This is a genomic window from Coleofasciculus sp. G2-EDA-02, assembly GCF_040226375.1.
Taxonomy (GTDB): Bacteria; Cyanobacteriota; Cyanobacteriia; order Cyanobacteriales; family Coleofasciculaceae; genus Coleofasciculus.
Genome location: NZ_JAVKEW010000249.1, coordinates 1 through 25,202 on the forward strand (window position 1 = coordinate 1; position 25,202 = coordinate 25,202).

The window sequence follows — 25,202 nt, forward strand, 5'->3', positions numbered from 1 at the left end:
GGGTTTAGGGACAATTGTAGGGGCGGGTTTAGGGACAATTGTAGGGGCGGGTTTAGGGACAATTGTAGGGGCGGGTTTAGGGACTAAATTCAGATATTCACCGATAACGGAACAACAAAACCCGCCCTCCTCACCGATAACGGAACAACAAAACCCGCCCTCCTCACCGATAACGGAACAACAAAACCCGCCCTTATTCGTAATTATAAATTGGTGTTATCTGCAATAAATATAGACATTAAAAAAATCATCTTTTACTGATCAAAGTTGATATGATTGACGATTACCGTTAAAAGTTCATCGGTCGTAAAAGGTTTCGCCAGATAACCATTCGCACCAAAATGTTGCCCTATATGCCTAACGCTTTGGTTTTTTTCTGCCGAAATAAAAATCAAGGGAATCGTCCTAGTCTTGGAATCTTGGCGTAAAGCTTTGAGAACTTCATACCCATCTAATTTTGGCATCCGAATATCGCACAAAATTAAATCAGGGACAAACTCTTTGGCTAAGAGTAAGCCCCTGCGAGAATCGCCCGTGCCAATTGCCTGATACCCTTTTTCCTGTAAGACATTAAGAATAATGTCCCGCAAAATTTCTTCATCTTCAATGACTAAAATTGTAGCATCCTGTTTCACAGTTTATCTCAAACTACCATTTTATACAAAAGCTATCAGGTTTTGGGGGGTTTAGCTTGACCAATGCCTAAGGATTCCTTAGTATGTTTCAACTGCTTCCAGAGTGACTTCACTTGCTGATAGGCTTGTTCAGAGGAAATCTTGCCGCCCGTTTCTAGGGCAGAAACATAAGACACTTTCTGGGCAAACTCTTGTAAGTTGGCATTAAAGGCTAGATACTCTGGCGTAAACTTGCCGTAATAGCGGCATCGAGGGTAAAGGAAGTTTTGCTTGCTGATCTGTGGGGAATCAGATGATGGGGACTGTTCCATATTTCACCTCTTGTCTTAAATTTCTGTTTTCCATTATATTAACACACTTTTAACCTTGCCTTAACTATAAGTTAACTAAATGTTATATAGCGATTCCATTGGAACTATGAACCTAGAGAATAGGCAATAAGGAATAGAGAACAGGGAACATAGAGGTAGCAAGCTTGCTCGAAGAGCGAGGATAACGAATGACAAATGACAAACAAATGAACATTAAAATCATAACGTTCAATATCCGCTATGATAAACCTGACCCAGATAAGCAAGATTGGAGAATTCGGCGTGATGCGATCGCGGCGCTGATCCAGGAGTATCGTCCCGATATTATTGGCACACAGGAAGGGAAAGCTCACCAGATCCTTGACTTACATCGCCGTTTACCGAATTATCAAAGTATTGGGGGCGATCGCACGGGAACAGGGACAGGAGAATATTGTGCGATTTTCTATAACAAAAACCGTCTCAAATGCCTAGACAGTGGCGATTTTTTCTTAAGTGATACGCCTGATATTGCTGGGAGTATCACTCCTGAGTGGGGGAATCCTGTACCGCGAATGGCAAGCTGGGCAGTATTTACTGTAGCGCAGGATACTAAAACAATCACCTGTTTTAATACCCATCTGGATTATACCAGTGCCTTGGCACGGGAACTGGGGGCAACGCTAATCCGCGATCGCATGATTCACCACAATCCTGCTAATACCTATCTCTTCCTTACGGGTGATTTTAATGCTGAACCCGATAGCTTACCACGGGAAATCTTATCTGAGTCATCAGGGAATTATATTACTCTACAGGATGCCTTAGCAGGTGTTGAATTAGAAAAACAGCGAAGTATTCATGGGTTTACAGGTGAGGCGTTTGCGGCTGTTGATACGATTTATTACGATAGTCGCCTCAGACGAGACACGGTGACGGTTGATGATCGGAAATGGCAAGGAGTTCTTCCCTCTGATCATTTCCCGATTATCGCTAATTTTGTTGATGATTAGATATAGGGGTTTGGGAACCAAACCCCTACTCGGTGGGGTGACATCTCTACAATCGTGCCATTTCATCTAAGGGATTAGGACGAGGATTGAAGGGACGATTTTGGGGGACAACGGTGAAATAAGGATCGAGTAACTCTTCCTCCACCCAACCTGAATAATAATTCAGCTTAGTTGTAGTTTTGGTTAACTCCGATACTTTCAGATCACCCCGCAAGGCATTCAGATTGGCAGGTTTTTCCCCTGTCCATTGCTCCTGATCAGATACAATTCCCACAGGTCCACCGCCAAAGAAATTCAGGGCGACTTGATCAAAACCGCGCACAAAGCGATCGCCATTCCAATACCATTCGTGTCCCGCCCAGTGTAGAGGCGGTTGCCCAGGGAGAGGTTGCCATGATGATCCATAAATTTCAGACCAAGAACTCGCCCCCTCCTCTAAGGTGACGGTAAAGCCATCTTCATACCTAACCTCATACCGTCCCTTTTGGGTTTGGTAATCCACTGGTGACCACCATAGCACTTCTACCCTGTCTCCCACCCGATCCGCCTCAAGGGTAACGGCTGGGGTTTCCTCTAATAAACCCCTGTAAATGGGCAATTCCTGACTCGGCAGTTTTGCCATTGCCGCAAATCGCCAACAAGACCAATTTTCGGGATTATTTACCCCTTGCCAAGGGACTTGGCAAACCCCGTTTCCGGTTCCTACCCAGAGGAGATCGCCTTCTAAATGCAGTTTGTCAGGAATTGCCCCGATAATGGGACTATTGCTGACGGTGTAGGAGGTAATCGTTCCGGATGTGAGATTGGGGGGAGAAGGACGATAGGCGACTAATCCCGTTCCGGGTAGGTAGGGATTCCCTTCACCACTCATTTGAGTTCCTAGCCAAAAGACTGGATTACTTCGATCACCAGCGATGACAAAATCGGTGATTTGTTGCCCTTGAATTTCTTGAGGTTGAATCACCGCCACCTCATTTATATCGGGATTGTAACCAACAATCGTGGCAATACCACTGAACCCTTCCCCTTGTTCTGATGCGACTGACCAAAATAGGCGATCGGCATAATTGAGGGCGGAGGTAATTCGAGGCACTCCCAAGGAAATTCCCACTTCAGCTTGCTGCACCTGTTCTAAGGTATAGAGGGGGTGGCGTTGGGGTTGTTTGCTATTAGGAGTAATCAGTTCAAAGACAACGGTTTTTGGTTCGATTCCTTGCGCCTCATTGCCAAAGGGATTCGGTTCGAGAATGACGCGATATTGATAGGATTTTCCGTTGAGTTCAATGGTTTGATAAGGGGGATTCTGGAGGTTTTCTTGGAATTGTTCGGGATTATCAGCCGTCTGTGATTCATCGGCTAACGTTCCCGGTTCTACTGTCCAAGTGCGATCAGATCGGCAGAAGACGATATCATACTGCTGCGTTTGAAAGGTGATCGTATCGGCATCTGTAATAATATCGCGAATGTGATAGTCAAATTGCTGATACAGTCCCTCATCCTTAGCAGAGGCGATGGGTATGGGTTCAGTTTGGCGAGGGCAATTAGCGGGATTTCCAATGACTTGAGGGGAAAAAGTCACCGGGGCGGTGCAACTCTGGAGTAATCCGATAATCGCCAGAATAGGGAGGATAGGTTTCATGGAAAAAGTACCAGAACTATTATTTATAAAGACGAATTTCAGGGGTTAGCGTTCCATTACGTCATTCGTCATTAGACAGGGAACAGGGAACTCTTAACAGGAAAATGTAACAAAGATTAATACAGCCATTGTGCGATAGTCGGGGGCGGGCGCGAGTTTCATCTGGGTGGGGTCAGAAATGATAATGGTGAAACCCACCCCGACAAAATTCATTGATAATTCTTGAGAAACTTTCCCCACTCCGCAGCCATAGGAAGTTCGGTAAACGGCACCTGGATCGTGGATTCTGGCAGGAGAAACTCTAGTGCGATCGCGCGTCCTTTTTTGGGGGGAGTTTCTAAGGCGACAATCTGCCCATCCACTAACAGTCGAATTGCCTGGACATCATTTAGAGAAAAAGTTTCTATATCCACTAGACCCGAACGAGTCGGTTTTCCCCACGTCAGACTTTTTCCCTTTTGTCCGAGTACGGCATAAATATCATATTTTGCCCGTTCAAATTGTTCTGCCCATAAGCGATATGCCTCAACTTTTTGATATTCATTCCAACCTGACCACGCTAGCCAAATAAATACAGCTAGTAAGGGTAACCAGAGTAAACCACGTTCCATTTTATTTTTATCTACAATTGCAAAACGTTGTAATTTAATCGGGGCGGGTTTAGTCGCATTCGGGTGCAGTCATAAATGATAACTGTGAAACCCGCCCCTACATGATCGACTACTGGACTAATTCTAATTCCTTTAATGCTTTTTCCAAAGCTGCTGTTTCAAAATTGAGCGTCAGCGCCCCGTGAAAATTGGGTTTTACGGTAATGTCGTCTATCGTGTAAACATTGACAAAGCCAAATAGTGTGGCTTTCACTTCGGTTTTTCGCGGCATGATCTCTACATATTTTTTGAGATAACCTTTACTCAGATTAACCGCCACATCAATCCGATGATAGTTACCGACATTGACAAAGCCAAACATTTTGACATCGACTTGAGATTGTTCTTCATTCAGCTTTTGTTGTAAGGTAAATGCCCCCGTTTCAATTAGTTCCTCCATCTGATCTATATCTGCCAAATTTTTCTTATAGACTGCCAATAACTTCGCGATTGCGGCATCGTCTTGGTTCTGAAGCACTAGATCGAGATTTATGCCCAGTTTTTCCTCTTTGACTGTTGCCTTGAGGAACGCGATCGCGTTATGCTTAAATCCTGTTTTGTCTTGATCATCCCTTGGCACGACTTGATATTCTCGATTCCCGTTATCAAGTAAGTTAAATTTGACAAAAAGCTGGTCAATTCCCAAAACTTGCTTTTGAATCGCCAGTACCAGCAGGGAGCGGAGACTGGAACGTAATTCTCCAATCGGATCAACTAACCACCAAACTTTGCGAATGGGCGAAAATTTTGGTAAATGTTTGCCGCAATGCCAGCGATATTTTAATTTCTGATAAGGCAGGTAGCGATCCCAAACTGCCATCTGCCAATAGGGGATTTGAATTAAGAGTTTGCCTGATTCAAAACTCAAACTATAGCGCAGATTGGATTCAACTTGAATCTCAACTTCATAAAGATGAAAGATACTCGTTCGCTGACCCAGTACCCCAATGTGAAAATCTCGGAGAAAATAGACAACGGCATCAATTTGTTGTAAAATTTGTTTTTTAATTGGCTTAAGTGGCAAGTCCTTACCCAGTTTTAAGGAAACTTGGTAAGCTTGATCAAGGGGGCGTACCTGGCTCTTAGAAATTTGCCTCCGGTTTAAGGAATCACTAACGGTCTGGTTTTGATTTTGTAAAGCTTCGGTTGCGTAAGCTTGAAAGTAATCAAGGAAAGTTGTATTGTTTTGGTTATTGGGTTCGAGGGTTGTTGTCATAATTTAAAGGAGAACAAAAGCGATTTTTCAGTTAAGATTATTTAAGTTTGATTGAGCTTAGAGCATGGTTAGTTTAGCCGAACTCAAAATCCGACAGAATTCTTATTCATTCTATCCAGCGTCCCTAAAGATCAACAATGGCATATTCTAGTTCAAAGTCAATTAAGCCGTGTTTATTGGAAAGATATGGCAAACCCTAACCATTTCCCGCACTATTTACTCAAACTTGAGGCTGATTATGTTCAGGCGATGGAAACTCACGCCGAAAGGACTTACCCAGAGGAATGCTGTGGCTTGTTATTAGGTGACATTAAGGGGGAAGTGAAAACCGTCGTTGAAGTTATACCAACAGAAAACGCTTGGGATAATCAGGCGGCACAAGCCTTTGAAGGAGTAAACGGTTCACGGGGTCACTCAGGGACAAAACGCAACCAGTTTACCATTGCCCCAGAGGTCATGTTGCAGGTTCAGAAGCTCTCACGCGATCGCAAATTGGATATCATTGGGATCTATCACTCCCATCCTGACCATGCAGCCGTACCCTCAGAATTTGATCGCGCGATCGCATGGCAGCGCTATTCCTATATTATAATTTCCGTTCAGCAGGGTATAGCTTCTGACCTCAGAAGCTGGACTCTTGATCCCCATCACCAGTTTCAGCCGGAAGAGATTCTCACGACAAAGGAGGCGGGGAAGCAATAATGTTCCAGACGTGTCAGGTCAAAACTTTCCCAATCGCTAATTTTACCAAATTGCCATGTTAAACCCCAATCTGGAAGAAATCCAACTAACCAAAGAAGAATACGAACGATATTCTCGACACCTAATTTTGCCAGAAGTTGGACTAGAGGGACAAAAACGCCTCAAAGCCGCTAGTGTTCTATGTATTGGTACGGGAGGACTGGGTTCACCCCTGTTGCTTTACTTAGCCGCAGCGGGTATTGGACGTATCGGTATCGTGGATTTTGATATCGTCGATAGTTCCAACCTGCAACGTCAGGTGATTCACGGAACCTCCTGGGTGGGGAAACCGAAAATTCAATCGGCAAAAACCCGGATTCTAGAAATTAACCCCTATTGTCAAGTAGACCTCTACGAAACCCGCCTGACATCCGAGAATGCCTTGGATATCATAAAACCCTACGATATTGTTGTCGATGGGACAGATAACTTCCCCACCCGTTACCTGGTGAATGACGCCTGTGTGATTCTGGGTAAACCCAACGTCTACGGTTCTATCTTGCGCTTTGAAGGACAAGCCAGCGTATTTAACTACGAAGATGGACCCAATTACCGCGACTTGTTCCCCGAACCCCCACCACCGGGAATGGTTCCTTCTTGTGCCGAAGGTGGTGTTTTGGGTATTTTACCCGGAATTATTGGTCTCATCCAAGCCACGGAAACCGTTAAAATTATCCTGGGTAAGGGAACAACCCTCAGCGGACGATTGTTACTCTACAACGCCCTGGATATGACATTCCGGGAACTGAAGCTGCGACCTAACCCAGTACGTCCTGTTATCGAAAAATTAGTAGACTACGAACAATTCTGTGGCATTACCCAAGCGAAAGAACAGGAGGCTAAACGGTTAATGGAAATTCAAGAGATGACCGTTCAAGAACTCAAGCAATTACTGGATAGTGGGACAAAAGACTTTGTTCTCGTTGATGTTCGCAATCCCAATGAATACGAGATTGCCAAAATTCCGGGTGCCGTTTTGGTGCCATTACCGGATATTGAACAGGGTTCTGGCATCGAAACGGTTAAGCAACTGCTGAATGGTCACCGCTTAATTGCCCATTGTAAGATGGGTGGACGTTCCGCTAAGGCGTTAGGCATTCTCAAAGCAGCCGGAATTGAAGGGATTAATGTCAAAGGAGGAATTACCGCTTGGAGTCGGGAAATTGACCCGTCGGTGCCTGAATATTAAAGGTTGATATAAATCTAATACAATTCCCCACACCCCACACCCAAGATGCTGTGAAAAGTCAGGTCAATTAATCAAGAGGCTTCTAAATCTCAAAAAGAGTAAGGGGATTGGTTCGCGGATAACATTCGCAAACCAATCCCCTTTTTCCACATCCCCTGAAAAGTCAGGGGAAGCAATGTAGAGACGTAGCATGCTACGTCTGGTAGCAGAGGTAGCAGTCTAGGTCTGTAACATTAAGTAAAGGCGGGTTTTGAGTTAACGTTATTGTCAACAGCGATACGAGACCGACTCACACCCACCCCTATTTGCCTCAAAACCATACCAGAGGAGAACATCACTCCAGTAATCGAAATCGATGCTAGAATTCCTGAAAAATGGTAACTCAAGAGACCCCATAACCCCTTTTTTTACCCTTCACTTCGCTCAAGGGTATGATTTTTACCATTACCAATCCCCAATTAATACATGAAAAATGAAATCATTTTTTCCTGAAAAGTTCCTAATTTTGATTGTCGATGATAATCTCAATAATTTACAAATTCTTCGTGTTATTTTAGAAGCCGAAGGTTATAAAACAACTGTTGCCAACAATGGACAGGACGCAATTAATCGTGTACGAGTTAACAAGCCGGACTTAATTCTTATCGCTTTAATCATGTCCCCAATTAGTGGGTTAGAATTGTGCGACCATCTTAAGTTTCCCCTCCCCCTAACCACCAGCCCAATTATCCTGATTCGGACGATTCATGAACAAGAGCATTTAATCGAAGCCTTTGAAAAAGGTGTCGCTGATACGATTATATATCCCTTTAATCCGGCGGAAATTCTTGCCCGTGTCCGAACTCATTTAGAATTGAAGCAGACTCGATATCAATTGAAACAATTGGTTAAAGAGCATGAAAAATTAATGAATATGTTGAGAAAGTTGGCGAGTACTGATCCCCTGACAGGACTCTGGAATCGCCGCCATGTTTTAAGTGTTGGCTATCAGGAATTTCACCGAGCCTGTCGGTATAAACGTTCCTTGTCTGTCCTGATGATTGATATTGACAACTTTAAGCAAATTAATGATGCCTATGGACATACGATGGGAGATGAAATACTTAAAGGTGTAGCAAAAAGTATCGTTGGTTCATTGCGTGAGGCGGATTATTGTGGACGATTTGGCGGTGAAGAGTTTGTCACATTGCTCCCAGAAACTGATAGTGCTGGGGCGGTGCGTGTGGCTGAACGTCTGAGAAGACGGCTCGAACAAATTACAATTGGGATTGGTGATCAACATGTGCAAATGACTGTGACGGTTGGTGTCGCTAGTTATCAATCCGATGATTCCAACATTGAGGTAATTATTCAACGAGCAAATCAGGCACTTTATCAAGCTAAAAGTCAGGGATACAATCGGGTTGGTTTAATCGGTTAATATCTGCTATTGTTATCTCAACTTATGATTAATTAAGAATAGGATTGAAATTAAGGAAAATCTTTTTTAATTTCTTGGTAAACGAAGAGGTCTTAGACCAAATTAATCAATTGTCAATTATCAATTATTAATTATCCATTGATAATTGTCCCTACTCTGTACATACTATCATTTCCTTCTATCCAGAAGCCAATAGGTAATCATATCGCCTTTCCCCTTAACTGCGATCTCACCTCGCTGTTCAAAGATAAACTTATGTTTTAATTGTTTGTATGTAATAGCGGTAACTTGAATTTTACCAGGTTCTCCTGAGGATTCCATACGAGAGGCGACATTAACCGCATCTCCCCATAAATCATAGATAAATTTTTTCCTCCCAATCACACCCGCCACGACTGATCCGGTGTTAATACCAATGCGAATTTGGAACGACTCACCCTGTTGCTTTTGGAAGTCATAAATCGCTTGTTGCATATCCAAAGCCATTTGCGCGATCGCTGTGGCATGATCGTCTCTAGGACTAGGTAAACCGCCGACAACCATATAAGCATCACCAATGGTTTTAATCTTCTCCAATCCATAATGATCTGCAAGTTGGTCAAATGTGGAAAAGATTTGATTAAGCATATTCACCAGTTCAATCGGTTGCAGACGTGCCGATAACGGCGTAAACCCGACAATATCGGCAAAAAGAATCGTCACCTGATCAAAATGTTCAGCAATCGCCCGTTGATCCTGTTTAAGACGATTGGCAATCAGTTCGGGTAAGATATTCAGTAATAACCGCTCTGACTTGTCTTGCTCTAACTGTAACGCCGCTTCTGCCTGTTTTCGATCAGTAATATCACGCGCCACCCAAATAACCGATTGTTCAGACATCGCCGAAATACTGGCGGCAAACCACACCGTATTTTCTTCACTTTGTAGACTGTAATCAAAATAGATCGTTTGCTGAGTCGTTAACGCCTGTTGAATTTTATCCAGCCAATCCAGCGCTATTTCTTCTTGAAAAAGAGATTCGATGGTTTGGCTAATTGGGTCAATATAAAAGTCATAGAATCGCGTCGGATTTGTGGGCGCAATTTCGATATTCTCTATTGTACCATCTTGAACATCAATAATTAGCACAACAGCATTCATCGCCTCAAAAAATAGGCGCATTTTGCTTTCAGAGGTTCGCAGCTTATGTTCGAGTAATTTACTTTCACTGATATCCCGTGCCGCCCAAATCACGCTATCATTAGAAAGTGGTGATAAATTAGCCGCAAACCAACCATCTCTTCCGGCAACAGTCAACTGATACTCAATACTCACGGTTTGCTGAGTTAAGAGAGCCTCTTGGATAGCTTGGAGAATAAAATCGGCTTGCTCGGCTGGGAACTGTTCGTGTAAGGTTTTACCCAAGATTTCGGCTGACGGTTTGTAGTCACTCAGGGGATTAGTGGGGGCAATTTTTAGACATCTTCCCGAGGCATCAATCACCAGCACCACATCTGTCATCGCGGCAAATAGGGCTTGAATCTCCGTGGCATTTTTCTTCTGCTGCATCACGCTACCGAGTTGATTAGAAATAACCGTGACTAGCTCAAAAAAGCGATGATTGGATGGGTATTTTTTTACCATAAAAAACACCAGCACAGCTAATACAGAAATGGGTTCTTGGTTTGAGCTTGGTGTAACAATAGGTACGGCAAATGCTGAGTTAAATCCACATTTAACAGCGAGTTCTAATCTCAGGAAAAGGTCATCTGAAAACGTCGCTAAATCATCAACCCACTCCGGCTGAACTCGATGCCATACTCGTCCCGGTAATTCCTCATTAGGTAAGAAGGTTAAGGCTTCACTGTACTCTCGGAATTGGTTGAATTTTGCCGCATCTGGGGAATCAATATCAGAGCATTTCCGATACCAACTATGGCTACATTCTAATGCCATACCATCAGTCGCCGGAATCCACGCTTCACCATAACTCCAGCCGGTAATTTCGCAGACTTGATGTAAGGCGATGTCCAACGCTGTCTGAAAATCCGCCGCACTACTAATGGCTTGGCTCATTTTAGCTAGACGTGCCACCTGTTCCTCAGCCTGTTTGCGTTCAGTGATGTCGTTAATGACAGCAAGTAAGCAGTCTTGTCCACTGAACTTAATAATATTTGCCGATAATAATCCCGTTTTTAGCTGTCCTGATTTGAGACGGAAATCGAATTCATAATTGTGAATAGTTCCCTGAGTTTGTAATTGCTGAATAAATTGCGTTCGCTCCTCTGGATGCAGCCAAAAGTTTAATTCAACTGTGGTTTTACCAATGATTTCGTCTCGTTGATATTCCGTCAGATTCAGCAACTGATCATTGACTGCCAATAAGCGCCCATCCGTTAGGGTGCTGATTGCCATGGCGTTGGGAGACAAACGGAAGGCGAGGGCAAATTGATCTTCGCCTAAGCATCCTGTGGTGCTTGTGGGTAGGATAGGCTGGTTTAATTCCTCGTTCCTGGGTTCCAAAATAGTCAAAGAAGAATGCAACGACAGGGCAAGGGGTTCTGTTAAGACTTCTATGTTACCCCCATTTACCGGGAGCGGATCAAGGGTTTGGATATCTGGGTTGAATTCTGTTGATGCGATCGCAGTCGATACTTTATTCCTCATGCCCTGAGAGTTCCTTGTTAGTATTGTATGATGATTCTTCTCTATTTTTCCTTGATGAATGTGAAAAAAAGGTGATATAGCAGAAAGCTCCACGGCAGAAGGCTCCAAGGCTCCAGGTCAAAGATTATAATGGTTAGGATGATTACTTGCCAATACAGAAGCGACTAAAAATCCGGTCAAGTACGGATTCAGTTACTTCTTCCCCAGTAATTTCACCCAAGGCTTGAATCGCGCCGCGTAAATCAATCGTCCAAAAATCTAAAGGTAACTGTTGGGCGATGGTTTCTTGTACCTGTTCCAATGATATTTTAGCTTGGGTTAAGGCGGCGGCTTGTCGCTGGTTAATGGCGAAATCTAAGTCAGCCGCGTGAAGGTTTCCCGTTTGCACTGCTTCAAGAATTCCTTGTTCTAATGCCTCAATCCCTTCGTTTTTGGCAACGGCGGCTATAACTACCCGTTCAATACTATCCGGATAGGATACAGAATCGGCGGGGGCGAGATCGGTTTTATTAATGACTAAAATTAGGGGACGGTGTTTGACTTGTGTATAAATTTCTTGGTCTTCTGTAGTCCAGCCCGTAGTGGCTTCAATCACCAATACAATTAAATCAGCCGCCTCAGCCGCACGGCGCGATCGCTCAACGCCAATTTTCTCGACTTGATCCACGGTTTCCCGGATTCCGGCGGTATCTAGAACCTGCACGGGGATTCCACCGACGACTAAGTGCGACTCAACCACATCGCGAGTTGTACCGGGTAAGTCGGTAACGATCGCGCGATCGCAACGACTCCAGGCGTTTAATAAACTGGATTTGCCCACATTCGGACGTCCGACAATGGCGACGTTTAAGCCGGTTCGCAATAATTGACCGCGATCGGCGGTGGCGAGAATTTGGTTAATATCGGTTAATATCTGTTGAAGTTGAGCCCTGATCTCGGCTTCATCTAAGGGAGGTAAATCTTCCTCAAAGTCGATGCGGGCTTCAATTTCTGCCAAACTATCTAAACACGTCGCCCGGAGTTGGCGAATGGGTACAGCCAGCTTTCCTTGCATTCCCGCTAATGCAGCTTGGGCGGCGGCGGGGGAACGAGAACCCACTAAGTCAGCGATACTTTCGGCTTGGGTTAAATCTAAGCGCCCGTTCAAAAATGCCCGCAGGGTAAATTCTCCGGGTTGGGCTAACCGTGCGCCTAGCTCTAAGCATAATTGCAACACCTGCTGCACGGGCATAATCCCGCCGTGACAATGGAACTCGACGACATCTTCACGAGTGTAAGAGCGAGGGGATTGCATAATTAGGAGTAGGGCTTCATCAACGATGTGTTGGGTTTGGGGATGACGCACATACCCATAGAGAATGCGGTGAGTCTGCCACATTTGACGCCCTGGTGCATGGAATAGTTGACGTGCGATCGCCAGGGCATTTTCGCCCGACACCCGCACAATCCCCACACTCCCTTGTTGCGGGACAACAGCGGTTGCGATCGCGGCTATTGTTTCACCTTGGACAAACGGTTGAGACATCGTTTACTGACCCTATCCTCATCTCCTCGTCAGGGATGCGATCGCGTAAAATATTCTTTAACTCTATCAATTCTTTTATATCTTACTATGACAGCCGTTACGATTAACTTCAACCCAATTTTTCAACTGACTCAAGAGCAGTTTTACCATCTGTGTCGAGTCAATCCCGATGTAAAATTTGAACGCAATGCGAAAGGAGAATTAATCATCGTGTCCCCCACAGGCGGAGAAACGGGAAAACGGAACGCCAAGCTAACCACTCGATTTTGTGTGTGGAATGAACAAACAAACCTGGGAGAAGTTTTCGACTCTTCCACCTGTTTTCACCTGCCCAATGGGGCGAACCGTTCTCCCGATGTGGCTTGGATTCAAAAACAGCGATGGGATGCACTGACAGAAGAACAGAAAGAAAAATTTCCACCCATTGCCCCAGACTTTGTTTTGGAGTTAATGTCACCCAGCGATACGTTACCAGAAACCCAAGCTAAAATGCAGGAATACATGGAGAATCAAGTCAGACTGGGTTGGTTACTCTATCGACCCACTCGCCGCGTTGAAATTTATCGCCAAGGGCAAACGGTAGAAATCCTGAAAAATCCTACCCAGTTATCTGGGGAAGATGTTTTACCTGGTTTTATTTTAGATTTACAAATTGTTTGGAATTGAATCCTTATCTAATTAGGGTTATTGATAGAAGGTTTGTAGGGGCACGGCATTGCCGTGCCCCTACAGGTGGTGTGACTCGGCTCACATCCGATTACAGCGTCAACGATTGCGGATTCGTTTCCATCAACTTCGCCAAATCTTGCAGGAATGCTGCCGCATCTGCACCGTAAACAATCCGGTGATCACAGGTCATATTCACCTGCATCTGATTCCGTACACCCATCATCCCATCCGTTGTCGCCACCACTTGCGGACGTGATGCGCCAATCGCTAGGATTGCTCCTTGTCCTGGAGGCAAAATTGCATCAAAACGGTCAACGCCATACATCCCCAAGTTCGAGATAGTAAACGTACCAGAACTATATTCCTCCGGTTGCAACTGCTTACGTCGAGAGCGTTCAACCAAACCTTTCCAAGTGCGAGACAAGGAATAAATATCCACCTCATCGGCTTTTTGTAACACAGGTGTAATTAGTCCCCCATCTGCCATTGCCACAGCGACAGCCACATTGACCCCCCCATGATACTGAATCCCCTTTTCCGTATAACTGGCATTGATTGTGGGATGTTGTTTCAATGTCACAGCGACGGCTTTGGCTAATAGGGCGGTCATAGTTACGCCCTTAGACTTAATTTGTTTATACAGTTTATCCAGTTCATCCGTTGTGATGGTATACCCCACCCGGAAGGCTGGCACCTGAAGACTCGCCACCATATTCCGAACCACGGCATTTTGTAGCGTGTTGAACGGAACCACTTCACCGAGGGGCACAGAAATCGGTGTTGTCGGTGTAGCCATCGGTTGAACCGCAGGCTGAGACGTTGGCTGTTGCGGTGCAGCGGCGGGTTCAGGTTGGGGAGTTTTCCCGGCGGCGGCTTCCACATCTTCTGCCACAATGCGTCCATGTGGACCACTACCCGTCAATGTATCAAGTTCAATCTTCAACTCCCTGGCTAATTTCTTAGCCCTAGGAGAGGCGACAGTGCGTCCATTGCGACGACTGGGGGTATCTTGGGCTTGGGGGGCGGCTGAGACAGTCGCGGGTTCAGGTGTTGGCGTTGGTGCAGGCGGAGTACTGGCTGGCGCTGAGGCGGAACTGGATTGAGAGGCTTGTTGTTTAGCCGCCTCAATTTCGTCAGGAGTTTCGGCTAGCAGAGCAATTGCCTCCCCCACAGGCACGGTTTCGCCTGCGGGTACAGTAATGACGGCTAGATAGCCCTCATAGAATGACTCCACATCCATATCCGCCTTGTCAGACTCAACCACTACCACGGTTTCGCCTTTTTCTACTTTGTCCCCTGGGGATTTCACCCAAGAGACAATTTTACCTTCGGTCATGGTGGAGCTAAGGGCGGGCATGAAAACTTCGTGGATCATGAGGTGGTATTCCCAATGAACTAGGCGTGAGATAACAATAGCATTTGCCAGATCGCATTTTAGCGTGATGACTGGCTTTAAAACTATTTAGGTCAAAAATAGGGAACGGGGAACGGGGAACGGGGAACGGGGATTACCCACCAGCCCTTACCTCTTTGTGCTTCTGTATACCAACCTACAATAGAATTAGCCCCGTATCGAAAAAACTGATGCAGCTGATGGTCAACTCGTGCAAAATTTCTTTGATGAGTATCGCTGGTATGGTAATCCTGCTGACGGCTTGTACCAGCATCAGTAACTCGACTCCCCAGCAAAATTTTTCATCAGCTCAGACGTTGGCGGCTAACCGGGAAGATTATCGTTCAATGGATCTATCCCAACTTGCAGATAAGACGAGTTTAACCGGTAGTGACCCAAACGCGATCGCACTCTCGGCGTTTGATAATAGCGACGCTGACACCAATTCACCCACCGTGGATGTCTCCTATCCTCAACCGAATCAGGCAATTGTTATCCTGACTCAAACTGGATTAAAGGATGATTCTGTGCAAGATATCCGATACCGCGTTGAGTTCCAGAAAAATCCCTCTGCCCAAATTAACGAACAGTGGCAGATGATTTGGGCAGGATCTCAGTTCAAATGTTATCCTGGGCGCGGTCATCAAGAATGGTCACCTGAACTTTGTTTTTGAGCGGGTTTTCTGGGCGCACATCGGCAAAGGGCGCACGTCGGTGCGCCCCTACAGTAGACAATTTATCGACATCCTAAGGATTCACGAGTCTCTACCCCCGTTTTCGAGTTAACGCCACTAGCTCTAGTACAGAGATTTTGAACTTGTAAGCGATCTAAAACTGCATCGCTGAAATCAGTACCCGTGATATTAACGTCATCCAAGCGAGAACCTAATAAAATCGCTTCCACTAAAACCGCATCACTCAAATCAGCACCCTTGAAGTTAACCTTATAAGCAATGCTATAAGAAAAGTCTGCACTTTGTAGATTAGCGTCAGTTATGGTGGAATCAGTAATCACCATATTGCGTAAATCGGTATTGCTTAAATTCGTTTGCGTCAGATTTATATTAGATATCTCCAGTTCGGCTAAATTTTGACCAGAGAAATCCATGGCACTTAGATCAGATACACCGTCATTAATAAGCTGTCTGGCAGAGAGATTCGCTCCTTGGGCAGATAGGGGAACTAAAACCAAAACCAACGCCAAAATTAGAGCGGCGAGTCCTCGAATAGACTTAATAATATTTACTTTCATTGCAACTGTTGTTAAAAACATCCTTTCTGGTGTAGCTTACGCTAAATCTCAACCACATCGGTATAACTGATAGGGAATACCAATCCGGTAATGTTGACTCGGATCAAGGATACAGGTTTTTTGGTTCGCGATCGCAAGATGTTGGGGATAGTCTTGACGCTTCAAGCCGGGAGCGATTACCCATAGATTCAACTGAGACACCGAGGGTATCGCTAATTTCGATAACTGCTGCCAGATTCCATCATATCCCTGTTGGCGACTTAAAAATGCGATCGCGCGATCGCTGTGTTGACTCCCACCCTCTGATACGTTTTCCAATGCCTTGGCAAAGCTCAATCCTAATCCGATATCCTGAAGATCTTCATATCCCATCACCATCATCAGGGGAACAGTGGGTTCAATCGTCATATTCTCTGCCACCTGCTCAGGATAATAGGGTTTGAGAAACACCAAATTAGCCACAACACAAACCGTACTCACCACAGAGATAGTCAACGTTAAGACAATTGCCCATCTCCCCCGCACCCCTGCACCCCTAAGCCCAGACGCGCCATGGTTTACGGTTAAACTCGCTGCCAAGAGCGCACAAATCGTCGGATAATAAACAAAATTATAGCGGGGGACAACGGAGATATCCTTACCTAGCAGGTAAATAATTGCCAAAAATTGCAGCAATACAGCCAAGGTAAACCCGAATAGCGTCAACGTGGCTAACTGGGTTGCAGGCTTCTGTAGCAATCGCTTAACTCCCACACCTCCCCGCCAAATAATCCACCCTCCCAACCCCAGAGTTAATCCTCCCATGGGGATAACAATCCACCAGGGTTGATTTTCCACGGGTAAGGCAATTACCATGAGTAACCAACCCACCAGCAATTGCAGCAGAGGTGTAATACTATTCGGTTGTGGTAGCCAATTGGTTTCTTGTCGCCCCATATCTGCCAAAAGCATACCCCACCACGGTAGATAACTAACTGCCATTCCCGCCATTACCAGCGCCACAGCTATCCAACTCCCGCCTGGTAAGCGCCGACGATACCAAATCATCCCGGAAATTAGGGTTAAAAATTGGGCAATGACAGCCAGAAGAAAAAAGTAGTGGACATAACAACCGATACTGTTCACCATACCCCAACCTAGCCATAGCCAAGGGGAAGGCAATTGCTGATGAAAAAGACGCTGCTGAATCGGGATTAATGCCAAAAGTGCCAGAATAATCAGCAGCATTGGTAATGTGTAGTGACGCGCTTCCTGAGACAAGTAAACCGCAAAGGGAGACACCGCCATTAACGCGGCGGCGATTAATCCCGCGATTGGCGAAAAGATGAGACGATTGAGAACGTAGATTGCCGCGATCGCACCCACTCCGATTAAAGCTGGAAATGAGCGCAACGCCCAAGCTAACTGTTCGGTTCCCGTAAACCTTAACCACGAATGCATTAAGCAAAAGAATAAGGGCGGATGAGTCGATTCTTGGGCAAGGGTTTGGGCAATATCTCTACAGCTAGCTTCGGGTTGGAGAGTGAAGAATTCTTGGAGAGTGGACAAAGGAAATACGACATCTAACGGTAAATCATTATACTCACGTCCCAGGCTAAAGAAAGCCGTGAGAACTTCATCCAGCCACAGGGGTTTTAAGTCAAGATGCCAAAACCGAAGGGCGATTCCCAGAATAATGATTCCAGCAAGGGCGAAATAGTGGTGAGTCAGTTTTTGGCGTAGGTTCATGGTATGGATTTTCGCGCAAAAACCACTCTAGCGAGAATTGGGTTAATTTGAGCGATTGAAATCGCCCTTTTATACCATGTCCTGACTGTGATTTCCAATCGCCCTTTTATACCATGTCCTGACTGGGATTTCCAATCGCCCTTTTAACCCCTCTGCACAATACCATCCTGGGCACTCGCTTTACGATAACCGCTTGAGGGTAAATTTTTCAGATCAAATTCCTCACCGTTTTCGCGTTTCCAAATCTTGTAATTAGAAAACGTGAGTGGGGTTTGAGGTTCACAGTCTTCCGGGATATGATCCCCCAAAACAAAATACACTGCGCCCTCTCCCATTACCTGGGCGATACCATTCCGGTTAACCACCACTGAGGTTCCCTCGTCAATGCCTATACCCAAGACAGTATCAGTGATACCATCCCGAAGCTGACGCGCCATGAATGTCATCAATCGACCCATGCGATCGCGTTCACTAAAATGGGTATCTATTACAGTACCCTTCATCAGCGACCAATTGAACAAGTCATAACTAAATAGAATATCTTCATAGGGATCATCTAAGGCATACTCACTATCAACTGTATCGGAACAGGCATTGTAAATAAAATCACTTTGAATCATCGCCCCAGCACTGGTTCCACCAATACCACCACCCTTAGCGCCAACGGATTTAATCGCGGCTTCTACCGCCGTATGTTTAAAGTTTCGGCTATAGTCACACTGGTTACCGCCTGCAAAAAATAACACTTCAGCTTGGCGAATCCTATCCGCGACATCCACAGAATTGGCATCATCCCGACTACCGATAACCAAGGTTTCTACCGAATCCACCCCATTCATCGCCAGAATCGGTTCATTATAGCCAGCAGAACCCGATGAGCGAATCACAACCACATCAACCTGAGCCGAACAGTCTGTGCAACCTCTCGCCTGATTAATCATCCACTGAATCGCTTCATCCACATCAGCCCCCCCGCCGCCTAAATCAAAGGCAATACCTGCGGGAACATTGACATCAGTAGAATTACCATCAAAATAGCGGATAACCTTGGCAGATGCTGGGGCAACCCAGATAGACAAGTACATTAATACTACTGCCACCAGCTTGATGACTTTAGCAAGAGGCAAGCCGGAGGTAGATTGACAATGACGAGAATCCATAGACTTATTGGAAGATGAAACCCGATATCAATAGTGGCACGAGTAAAAGGGCAGATATAACTGCCACAACTGTGACTGGATCTATATTGATAACATTTTTGGGTTGATTACTCATAACACCCCTTCTGATTAAGTATTTCTTGGCTACCCGACTGAGTAGACGGCTGTCCTTATCTTACATGCCAAGTGGGTGATCAAGATGAGGGATAAGATTGAACATTGGGAGTTCCCCCTGCTCCCTCTGCTCCCTCTGCTTCCCCTGCTCCCTCTGCTTCCCCTGCTCCCTCTGCTTCCCCTGCTCCCTCTGCTCCCCCTGCTCCCTCTGCTTCCCCTGCTCCCTCTGCTTCCCCTGCTCCCTCTGCTCCCCCTGCTCCCTCTGCTTCCCCTGCTCCCTCTGCTTCCCCTGCTCCCTCTGCTTCCCCTGCTTTTAGCGCTTAAGTTGACACCAATGGGCAATGCCGTACCCTATGCCCTAATATCACTGTCCGTACTTATCAGTTTTAGAGTTTTGCACGGATGAAAGAACCGGATTAGAAGCAGTATCAACATTGTCTAAAGCGGGTTTTAGAATCTGCCAAGCTTGTTGCGCTTCGGGTAAAAATTGATCCCGTGCGGCTTTAGCTTCAGCAAACTTGATTAACGTTTTAGCAAAACTCTTATCTGTCGCCTGCTGCATTTGTTCGGGAGTCAGGGGTTCGGGGCTAAAGAGTGCCTCAATTACCGGACGTAACTCCAACGCCTGCTGCTGTACCTCTTCTAAGCTAACTCGTAAACTGGCTAAATTCGCGATCGCCTTCACCGCTTGAATGATTTCCGGTTCATCTTCTGGCGATTCCACCGCTGATGGGGGTCCAACGACAATTAAATCTTCACTGCTTAACCCATCAGCAAAACTATTCGCGTCTAAGCTGGTATCCTCTGGATCATCCATCCGGCGTTCAATTTCTTCCAGCGCCTTTTTGCGACTGCGTTCACTGTCCGTTCTGCCGCTAACTTCAATAAATAAACCTAGTTCTTTTAAATGTTTGGTTGTGTACTGAATCGTAGATTTAGTCATAATCGTTTCGATGAACAATAATTATAAAATACGACAAATTGCTGTATCTTTAAAGAAAAACCAATGGCTTATCCTTAAACGGCGCAAACGCCTCAGCATCAAAGCGGTATAAAGACGCTGGACGACCAGCTCCCCGTGAGGCTTTTAGACCTGTATCGGCTAAAAAACCCAACTTCAATAAACGAGTGCGGAAATTAGAATAATCCGAGAAGTTTTCGCCTAAAACAGTGGTATAGAGTTGATAGAGATCACTGAGCGTAAAAACATCAGGTAATACATCAAACGCTACGGGGCTATACTCCAACTTATTCCGCAAACGCTGATATCCATACTCGATAATTTTGCCATGATCGAAGGCTAGGGGAGGTATCTGCTTAACTGGATACCAAGCAATACCACTAACCCCCTCCGCAATAAACTGTGCTTCTTCAAACCGAACTAAGGCAAAGTAGCTAACCGATAGGTAACGAACACCAAAGCTTTTTGGGGATTCTCTGGGGTCGCGATTCGGACCGCCAAAGGTGTAGAGTTGTTCCAAGTAGAGATTATTGACCCGAATTTTCTCAACCAGAACCCGATGGGCGGCATCTTCTAGGGATTCTCCCCGACGTACCAGAGTGCCTGGCAAACTCCACTGACTGGAAAAAGGTTCATCCTGGCGCATGATTAATAGCACCAAGACACGATTTTGTTGAGTATCGACAGAGAAAATAACATTGTCAACACCGACTTTGAAGTCAGCTAACGCTGATTGGTTTATCGGTTTGATGCCGCGTTCTGACATGGTTATCCAAAACTGTGACGTTTTGAACTTAAAAACGTGATAGTCCCCATAAAAGTATAGCCAAGAACGCCCCTATCCCTGAATAATTTGTGTTCATCTGTACAATTGTTCTCGATTAATGTAGTTTTCCACGGGAGGTGTGACCACTTCTGGGTCTTTTTTTTCACGATAGGCTGTGGAGGAAACTCCAGGTACATCGAGATCCGCGATCGCAACGTGAGTGTTAAGCTGCCTCAATCTCTCTAAACCTACCTCGTCTATTTCATAACCGGGACGCGGTACAATCAGTAACTGTACCTGGCTGAGTAATTCTTCGATCCGATACCAACGGGGTATCTGATTGACTAAATCCGAACCCACCACTAGAGTATAGTCCACCCCATCCCCCCAAGTTTCCTTAGCTTTGGCTAACGTTTCTACAGTTCGGCTACAACTAAACTCCTCATGTATGCCAATATTATTACGCGGTGTTTCAATTTCGGAAATTAACACCTCTAACATCCGCTTACGGTGTTCCAGGGAAGTTTGGTGAGACTTAAATGGATTATCTGACGCCCAGACAGCGACTTGGTCGTAGTGGTTTGACAACCATCTGAGAATGGTTTTATGGGCTGCAGTGGGTGGATCAGCACTCGTTCCGAATAAGGCAATAGTGGTCATATCAAGTCCGGTAGCATCATCATTATATAGTGATACGGGGGGATACAGATAAAGGCTGGGTGTAATTGCTTCATCCTGATAATGGCAGCTATTAACCTGGCATTCCCTAAACTTTTAAGTCGCACTATTTCAAGAGGCGTTCTAGTCGTTTATATACATCATCATCGTTACGCTTACCAACCAAGATTACTTCAACCAAATCCTGATTCGGATTGAACGGATATACGATTCGGTACTCACCGCTATCAACCCGATAATAATCTGGATAACCGGATAGCTGTTTGCTATCAGTAGGCAGGGGGTCAACATTCAGTGCCAAGACTTTCTTAGCAATTTGAGCCGCAATTTTGGGTTGTAACCCCTTGAGAAAATCCAGAACAGTTTCTAGTCCATCAAGCTTCGCCATTTGCCAAACCCTGGAGAGTTGATGTGAATGTTTCTGTTCCCACCATCTGAGAGTTCTTCAGTGCCGCTACTGCTGTTTGACCTAAAAGCATATCTTCTAATTCTTCGAGGCGCTTGAGTAGTCGCTGGTAGGTCTGAGCGGACATAATCACATGGCTAGGTTGAGATTGCTGCGTCACCACAACAGGCTCAATAGCGGCTTGCTCAAACACTTCACTGTGGCGATCGCGGGCATCTATGAGAGTATAACTATGCATAGCTAGATTTAAGGTTCACGACTATTGGCATTCTGTCTTAATTGTAGATGACTATCATCACCGTTCTATTCGGCTCAAGGAAGCAGACAGCTAGGGAGGATGTCAAGAATTAGACATCAGCAGCTTCTTGCTCTAATCGTTTTTCTGTCTGTTGAGTAAGCTGTTTTAATTCATCAGAAATATCTACTTGTAGAGGCTGGGGATCGTCAACTTGACGGATTGAATCAGGAATCATTGCCACAGTCGCCGCTGTGCGTTTTTTGATGTCCGCTAACGGTTCCGGTGGATTTAAACGTTTACCCTCTTTAACCATCAATTGCAGCACAGAATGCTCATGTTCTTGAGGGGATTCGGATGCAGTTGCTAGCCTATCTTTGATAATTTTTCCTTCAACGCAATGGCGGAAAACTTGTTTGCGCCCAGGATAGGTTTCCTTACTACTCGACTGCTTCATTGTGGGAATGCCATCCATTTCCACCAGTTTGTACACCCCATTAATCGGCTTACCTGTGACCAGTCGCGTACCGACACCATAGCCGTCAATAATACCACCCGCCTGTTTAATCTTGCCAATCTCCCATTCATCCATATCACCACTGGCAAAGATTTTCGCCTCCGGTAGCAGCGAGTTCACTTGTTTAGACAGATCAGCAATATCTCCAGAATCTAAGCGCACACCTGCAACCTTCGTCTGATTCGCTTTGACCTGTTTTGCCAGACGTTGAGCAGCCGCAACTGTATTGTATGTATCAATTAATAGAGGCGCACTGGGAAAATAGCGTTGAAATGCACTAAATGCCTCATCCTCACTCCCAGATACAGCAGCAATTGCCATAACCAGCGAATGTGCCATTGTGCCACTCGGTTTTTGGTTCAACCTCAGTGCCGCGACCACATTTGAGGTAGAATCAAATCCTGCGGCTAATGCTGCCCGTGCTGCCCAGATTGCGCCTTGTGGACTAAACGCACGGCGGGTACCAAATTCCAACAGCTTGGCATCCTCTCCAGCAACATCTCGCATCCGTGCAGCCCGAGTCGCAATTAGGGTTTGGTAGTTAATTGTATTCAGAATATAAGTTTCTACCAGTTGAGCTTGCCACAGGGGGGCTTCCACCCGCAGCAAGGGTTCATTGGCAAATACGGCGGTTCCTTCGGGTATAGCCCAAACATCGCCAGAGAATCGTCCTGACTTGATTACTGACCAAAAGCGTTCTGGGACTTGCTCAAACAGCCCTGTTGCCTGCAATGCCTCTATTTGAGATTCATCGAATTGAAGCTTCTCTAGATAATCTAACGCCTGTGCTAAGCCCATGGCGATTAAATAACCAAAGCCGTTAGGTAAACGTCGCACGAATAACTCAAAGCTGGCGCGTCGATTCTCTAAACCTTCACCAACATAGCAAGCTGCCATGGTCAGTTCATACAGATCAGTCAATAGACTGTAATCGGCTGGAGTCAGAGTGAGTTGTTGGTCTTCCTGTAGCATAGGTTTGCTGAAGATTATTATTCACAAAGGGAAAGCAGGGAAGCCATGCTGTACTATAAGGAATTATTACTCTGACCGCGACCTGGTGCAGGAATCAGTTCAGTTGCGCCAATTATAGTATAAATCACCAAAAATAGTTATCTAACAGGTACTGGACTTGGGACAAACTTCGTAGGGAATGTCGGGCTTTTCCGGAAAGAGTGCAACAAATCATTACATAATGTCAAGGATGTAAAAGAAAATTTATACAAATAGCGAATAATCGGGCGTTTGACTGAACCTTGGGAAAAGTATTGCAAACATAATCAAATAAATGTTGCAAAATACTGTTTTTATGTGGCGTATCCCTCATAATTAACAAGTGAACTGCATACCAATACATCAATTTAAATCTGACTGAGTTTTACTCTATTAGGAGGATAAGGTTATGAATATTTCCAAACTGTTTGCAGACATGACCCAATATATATCGGAAGCGGTTGTCAGAATTTTTGGTCCCAGCGACGATGCTTATCCGTCTACAGGCGTACAACCCTTCAGTGGTGAACCCTTCCACAAGCCCAGAGGAGCGGATTGGTAACCTCCGATGAAAATCTGGAAAAAATTGGTTTGGTAACTATTCATGGGTTCATTTAAAAAAGTTAAGTTGGTGAAGATATGTTAAGTTTATTCACCAACTTTTATTTAGGTATCTATTCAAAGGAAATTGATTTGAGAAGCTGAACGCTAGGTTTCTACTACCTTCGACCGCTCTGATGGAGAGTTTAATCTCCCGTTTGTAGTAACAAAGTGAAGGAAGCGACAAAAACTTCACACCACCTTTGCTCAGCAATTTGGTTGCACCGTTTGCACATCTGACGTCGCTCTCCTTCGATGTGCAACAAATGGATCACTGCGGCAAAACTTCCAATCCGGTGCAATTCCTTTGTTATTTCCCATAGTAGTGGCTAAACCCTTTCAGGTTATCGCTCGTCAGGTATAAAGGACAACAATTTGCTATCCATCTAAAAGAGTAGAAGTTTTGGGTTTACAAGGAGAGTTGACGCAATTGATGTTGCTGTTGATTGAACTGTCGTTGTTCTAGGGATAACAACTTGTACTCAATGGGAGGACGCATATCCCACTGAGTTTCGGCAAACATCAGTAAAGAGGCACTCATCACGATACCCGTGGCGAGAAACTGCCATCCCCCTACATAGTTTAAAAGAGCAATACCCAGTAAATGAATGATACCTGCTAGGGTAAAGGCACGCGATCGCTATTCCTCTAATCGTTAAATCAATGGACATTTCTTTCCTTTGTGGACATAAGTATAACCGTCAGCTTTCCAGATTGGCTCGAAATACTTCCAGTTGATGCTTTGCAGTTTCCCTTTTGCTGTAGTCAA

General features: G+C 45.2%; 26 protein-coding genes and 1 pseudogene. 8 read left to right on the forward strand and 19 right to left on the reverse strand.

What is annotated here, in order from left to right; translation table 11 throughout:
- Window positions 1-229: hypothetical protein (locus RLO19_RS28815; RefSeq protein ID WP_446360898.1), on the forward strand; the 229-nt coding region annotated here is incomplete at its 5' end.
- Window positions 230-254: 25 nt separating this feature from the next.
- Here RLO19_RS28815 and RLO19_RS28820 read toward each other — a convergent pair.
- Both RLO19_RS28820 and RLO19_RS28825 read right to left on the reverse strand, forming a co-directional pair.
- Window positions 255-635 carry a response regulator gene (locus tag RLO19_RS28820; protein WP_446360900.1) on the reverse strand — a complete coding sequence of 127 codons (381 nt, stop codon included), beginning with the start codon at window positions 633-635 and terminating at the stop codon, window positions 255-257.
- Between the two features lie 35 nt (window positions 636-670).
- Window positions 671-946, reverse strand: coding sequence for a DUF7219 family protein (locus RLO19_RS28825; protein WP_446360902.1), 276 nt, complete (start codon window positions 944-946; stop codon window positions 671-673).
- Window positions 947-1,152: 206 nt separating this feature from the next.
- Here RLO19_RS28825 and RLO19_RS28830 point away from each other — a divergent pair, with 206 nt between their 5' ends.
- Window positions 1,153-1,938: an endonuclease/exonuclease/phosphatase family protein gene (locus tag RLO19_RS28830; RefSeq protein WP_446360939.1), complete on the forward strand. Its 786-nt coding sequence runs from the start codon at window positions 1,153-1,155 to the stop codon at window positions 1,936-1,938.
- A 46-nt stretch (window positions 1,939-1,984) separates the two neighbouring features.
- Here the strand turns inward: RLO19_RS28830 and RLO19_RS28835 are convergent, their stop codons facing one another.
- The 3 genes from RLO19_RS28835 to RLO19_RS28845 all read right to left on the reverse strand — a co-directional run bounded on the left by RLO19_RS28835 (window position 1,985) and on the right by RLO19_RS28845 (window position 5,443).
- Window positions 1,985-3,577: a hypothetical protein gene (locus RLO19_RS28835; RefSeq protein WP_446360903.1), complete on the reverse strand. Its 1,593-nt coding sequence runs from the start codon at window positions 3,575-3,577 to the stop codon at window positions 1,985-1,987.
- A gap of 209 nt (window positions 3,578-3,786) precedes the next feature.
- Complete coding sequence (locus RLO19_RS28840) at window positions 3,787-4,188, reverse strand: hypothetical protein (protein WP_446360905.1); 402 nt, start codon at window positions 4,186-4,188, stop codon at window positions 3,787-3,789.
- Window positions 4,189-4,297: 109 nt separating this feature from the next.
- Entirely contained in the window at window positions 4,298-5,443 is a 1,146-nt protein-coding gene (locus tag RLO19_RS28845; RefSeq protein ID WP_446360907.1) for a hypothetical protein, read from the reverse strand.
- Window positions 5,444-5,629: 186 nt separating this feature from the next.
- Between RLO19_RS28845 and RLO19_RS28850 the strand changes: the two genes are divergently transcribed.
- The gene (locus RLO19_RS28850) at window positions 5,630-6,145 is read left to right on the forward strand and encodes a Mov34/MPN/PAD-1 family protein (RefSeq protein ID WP_446360909.1); all 516 of its coding nucleotides are present in this window, start codon (window positions 5,630-5,632) and stop codon (window positions 6,143-6,145) included.
- A 55-nt stretch (window positions 6,146-6,200) separates the two neighbouring features.
- Window positions 6,201-7,373 (forward strand): molybdopterin-synthase adenylyltransferase MoeB, encoded by a 1,173-nt coding sequence (gene moeB, locus RLO19_RS28855; protein ID WP_446360911.1) that lies wholly within the window; start codon window positions 6,201-6,203, stop codon window positions 7,371-7,373.
- Window positions 7,374-7,436: 63 nt separating this feature from the next.
- Here the strand turns inward: moeB and RLO19_RS28860 are convergent, their stop codons facing one another.
- Window positions 7,437-7,565 carry a hypothetical protein gene (locus RLO19_RS28860; protein WP_446360913.1) on the reverse strand — a complete coding sequence of 43 codons (129 nt, stop codon included), beginning with the start codon at window positions 7,563-7,565 and terminating at the stop codon, window positions 7,437-7,439.
- A gap of 280 nt (window positions 7,566-7,845) precedes the next feature.
- Here RLO19_RS28860 and RLO19_RS28865 point away from each other — a divergent pair, with 280 nt between their 5' ends.
- Window positions 7,846-8,793 carry a diguanylate cyclase gene (locus RLO19_RS28865; RefSeq protein ID WP_446360915.1) on the forward strand — a complete coding sequence of 316 codons (948 nt, stop codon included), beginning with the start codon at window positions 7,846-7,848 and terminating at the stop codon, window positions 8,791-8,793.
- Between the two features lie 168 nt (window positions 8,794-8,961).
- Here RLO19_RS28865 and RLO19_RS28870 read toward each other — a convergent pair whose 3' ends face one another.
- Both RLO19_RS28870 and mnmE read right to left on the reverse strand, forming a co-directional pair.
- Window positions 8,962-11,439, reverse strand: a complete 2,478-nt coding sequence (locus tag RLO19_RS28870) for an adenylate/guanylate cyclase domain-containing protein (protein ID WP_446360917.1) — start codon at window positions 11,437-11,439, stop codon at window positions 8,962-8,964.
- Between the two features lie 142 nt (window positions 11,440-11,581).
- Complete coding sequence (mnmE, locus tag RLO19_RS28875; protein WP_446360919.1) at window positions 11,582-12,964, reverse strand: tRNA uridine-5-carboxymethylaminomethyl(34) synthesis GTPase MnmE; 1,383 nt, start codon at window positions 12,962-12,964, stop codon at window positions 11,582-11,584.
- Between the two features lie 87 nt (window positions 12,965-13,051).
- On the opposite strand from mnmE, the gene RLO19_RS28880 reads away from it, so the two are divergent.
- Window positions 13,052-13,630 (forward strand): Uma2 family endonuclease, encoded by a 579-nt coding sequence (locus RLO19_RS28880; protein ID WP_446360921.1) that lies wholly within the window; start codon window positions 13,052-13,054, stop codon window positions 13,628-13,630.
- A 91-nt stretch (window positions 13,631-13,721) separates the two neighbouring features.
- Here the strand turns inward: RLO19_RS28880 and RLO19_RS28885 are convergent, their stop codons facing one another.
- Window positions 13,722-15,008 carry a dihydrolipoamide acetyltransferase family protein gene (locus RLO19_RS28885; RefSeq protein WP_446360923.1) on the reverse strand — a complete coding sequence of 429 codons (1,287 nt, stop codon included), beginning with the start codon at window positions 15,006-15,008 and terminating at the stop codon, window positions 13,722-13,724.
- 209 nt (window positions 15,009-15,217) lie between these two features.
- Between RLO19_RS28885 and RLO19_RS28890 the strand changes: the two genes are divergently transcribed.
- Window positions 15,218-15,700, forward strand: coding sequence for a hypothetical protein (locus RLO19_RS28890; protein ID WP_446360925.1), 483 nt, complete (start codon window positions 15,218-15,220; stop codon window positions 15,698-15,700).
- Between the two features lie 62 nt (window positions 15,701-15,762).
- Here the strand turns inward: RLO19_RS28890 and RLO19_RS28895 are convergent, their stop codons facing one another.
- From RLO19_RS28895 to RLO19_RS28935, 9 genes are all read right to left on the reverse strand, one after another.
- Window positions 15,763-16,278 (reverse strand): pentapeptide repeat-containing protein, encoded by a 516-nt coding sequence (locus RLO19_RS28895; RefSeq protein WP_446360927.1) that lies wholly within the window; start codon window positions 16,276-16,278, stop codon window positions 15,763-15,765.
- A 48-nt stretch (window positions 16,279-16,326) separates the two neighbouring features.
- Window positions 16,327-18,006: a glycosyltransferase family 39 protein gene (locus RLO19_RS28900; protein ID WP_446360929.1), complete on the reverse strand. Its 1,680-nt coding sequence runs from the start codon at window positions 18,004-18,006 to the stop codon at window positions 16,327-16,329.
- 143 nt (window positions 18,007-18,149) lie between these two features.
- On the reverse strand, window positions 18,150-19,166 hold the full coding sequence (locus tag RLO19_RS28905) for a cyanophycinase (protein WP_446360931.1): 1,017 nt from the start codon (window positions 19,164-19,166) through the stop codon (window positions 18,150-18,152).
- Between the two features lie 478 nt (window positions 19,167-19,644).
- On the reverse strand, window positions 19,645-20,223 hold the full coding sequence (locus RLO19_RS28910) for a hypothetical protein (protein WP_446336347.1): 579 nt from the start codon (window positions 20,221-20,223) through the stop codon (window positions 19,645-19,647).
- A gap of 49 nt (window positions 20,224-20,272) precedes the next feature.
- A complete protein-coding gene (locus RLO19_RS28915; protein WP_446336346.1) occupies window positions 20,273-21,007 on the reverse strand; it encodes an NUDIX hydrolase in 735 nt (244 codons plus the stop codon).
- A gap of 93 nt (window positions 21,008-21,100) precedes the next feature.
- Window positions 21,101-21,667 (reverse strand): nicotinate-nucleotide adenylyltransferase, encoded by a 567-nt coding sequence (locus RLO19_RS28920; RefSeq protein ID WP_446360933.1) that lies wholly within the window; start codon window positions 21,665-21,667, stop codon window positions 21,101-21,103.
- Between the two features lie 124 nt (window positions 21,668-21,791).
- Complete coding sequence (locus RLO19_RS28925; protein ID WP_446360935.1) at window positions 21,792-22,073, reverse strand: type II toxin-antitoxin system RelE family toxin; 282 nt, start codon at window positions 22,071-22,073, stop codon at window positions 21,792-21,794.
- Window positions 22,060-22,329 carry a type II toxin-antitoxin system Phd/YefM family antitoxin gene (locus tag RLO19_RS28930; RefSeq protein WP_446336343.1) on the reverse strand — a complete coding sequence of 90 codons (270 nt, stop codon included), beginning with the start codon at window positions 22,327-22,329 and terminating at the stop codon, window positions 22,060-22,062. The genes RLO19_RS28925 and RLO19_RS28930 overlap by 14 nt, the downstream gene beginning before the upstream one ends.
- A 109-nt stretch (window positions 22,330-22,438) precedes the next feature.
- Entirely contained in the window at window positions 22,439-23,815 is a 1,377-nt protein-coding gene (locus RLO19_RS28935) for a nicotinate phosphoribosyltransferase (protein ID WP_446360937.1), read from the reverse strand.
- Window positions 23,816-24,242: 427 nt separating this feature from the next.
- Between RLO19_RS28935 and RLO19_RS28940 the strand changes: the two genes are divergently transcribed.
- Window positions 24,243-24,395 (forward strand): hypothetical protein, encoded by a 153-nt coding sequence (locus RLO19_RS28940; RefSeq protein ID WP_446336340.1) that lies wholly within the window; start codon window positions 24,243-24,245, stop codon window positions 24,393-24,395.
- A gap of 447 nt (window positions 24,396-24,842) precedes the next feature.
- Here RLO19_RS28940 and RLO19_RS28945 read toward each other — a convergent pair.
- Window positions 24,843-25,073 (reverse strand): annotated as a pseudogene (locus RLO19_RS28945) (hypothetical protein); the annotation flags it as partial.
- Window positions 25,074-25,202: the final 129 nt, after the last annotated feature.

Bases quoted from the DNA above. Each gene is read 5' to 3' on its own strand.
- RLO19_RS28835 (WP_446360903.1), bottom strand. From the start codon at position 3,577: ATGAAACCTATCCTCCCTATTCTGGCGATTATCGGATTACTCCAGAGT.
- RLO19_RS28860 (WP_446360913.1), bottom strand. From the start codon at position 7,565: ATGCTACGTCTCTACATTGCTTCCCCTGACTTTTCAGGGGATGTGGAA.
- RLO19_RS28825 (WP_446360902.1), bottom strand. From the start codon at position 946: ATGGAACAGTCCCCATCATCTGATTCCCCACAGATCAGCAAGCAAAAC.
- RLO19_RS28925 (WP_446360935.1), bottom strand. From the start codon at position 22,073: ATGGCGAAGCTTGATGGACTAGAAACTGTTCTGGATTTTCTCAAGGGG.
- RLO19_RS28940 (WP_446336340.1), top strand. From the start codon at position 24,243: ATGAATATTTCCAAACTGTTTGCAGACATGACCCAATATATATCGGAA.
- RLO19_RS28865 (WP_446360915.1), top strand. From the start codon at position 7,846: ATGAAATCATTTTTTCCTGAAAAGTTCCTAATTTTGATTGTCGATGAT.
- RLO19_RS28840 (WP_446360905.1), bottom strand. From the start codon at position 4,188: ATGGAACGTGGTTTACTCTGGTTACCCTTACTAGCTGTATTTATTTGG.
- mnmE (WP_446360919.1), bottom strand. From the start codon at position 12,964: ATGTCTCAACCGTTTGTCCAAGGTGAAACAATAGCCGCGATCGCAACC.
- RLO19_RS28895 (WP_446360927.1), bottom strand. From the start codon at position 16,278: ATGAAAGTAAATATTATTAAGTCTATTCGAGGACTCGCCGCTCTAATT.
- RLO19_RS28905 (WP_446360931.1), bottom strand. From the start codon at position 19,166: ATGGATTCTCGTCATTGTCAATCTACCTCCGGCTTGCCTCTTGCTAAA.
- RLO19_RS28870 (WP_446360917.1), bottom strand. From the start codon at position 11,439: ATGAGGAATAAAGTATCGACTGCGATCGCATCAACAGAATTCAACCCA.
- RLO19_RS28845 (WP_446360907.1), bottom strand. From the start codon at position 5,443: ATGACAACAACCCTCGAACCCAATAACCAAAACAATACAACTTTCCTT.
- RLO19_RS28830 (WP_446360939.1), top strand. From the start codon at position 1,153: ATGAACATTAAAATCATAACGTTCAATATCCGCTATGATAAACCTGAC.
- RLO19_RS28880 (WP_446360921.1), top strand. From the start codon at position 13,052: ATGACAGCCGTTACGATTAACTTCAACCCAATTTTTCAACTGACTCAA.
- RLO19_RS28850 (WP_446360909.1), top strand. From the start codon at position 5,630: ATGGCAAACCCTAACCATTTCCCGCACTATTTACTCAAACTTGAGGCT.
- RLO19_RS28910 (WP_446336347.1), bottom strand. From the start codon at position 20,223: ATGACTAAATCTACGATTCAGTACACAACCAAACATTTAAAAGAACTA.
- RLO19_RS28900 (WP_446360929.1), bottom strand. From the start codon at position 18,006: ATGAACCTACGCCAAAAACTGACTCACCACTATTTCGCCCTTGCTGGA.
- RLO19_RS28935 (WP_446360937.1), bottom strand. From the start codon at position 23,815: ATGCTACAGGAAGACCAACAACTCACTCTGACTCCAGCCGATTACAGT.
- RLO19_RS28930 (WP_446336343.1), bottom strand. From the start codon at position 22,329: ATGCATAGTTATACTCTCATAGATGCCCGCGATCGCCACAGTGAAGTG.
- RLO19_RS28885 (WP_446360923.1), bottom strand. From the start codon at position 15,008: ATGATCCACGAAGTTTTCATGCCCGCCCTTAGCTCCACCATGACCGAA.
- RLO19_RS28915 (WP_446336346.1), bottom strand. From the start codon at position 21,007: ATGTCAGAACGCGGCATCAAACCGATAAACCAATCAGCGTTAGCTGAC.
- moeB (WP_446360911.1), top strand. From the start codon at position 6,201: ATGTTAAACCCCAATCTGGAAGAAATCCAACTAACCAAAGAAGAATAC.
- RLO19_RS28920 (WP_446360933.1), bottom strand. From the start codon at position 21,667: ATGACCACTATTGCCTTATTCGGAACGAGTGCTGATCCACCCACTGCA.
- RLO19_RS28890 (WP_446360925.1), top strand. From the start codon at position 15,218: ATGCAGCTGATGGTCAACTCGTGCAAAATTTCTTTGATGAGTATCGCT.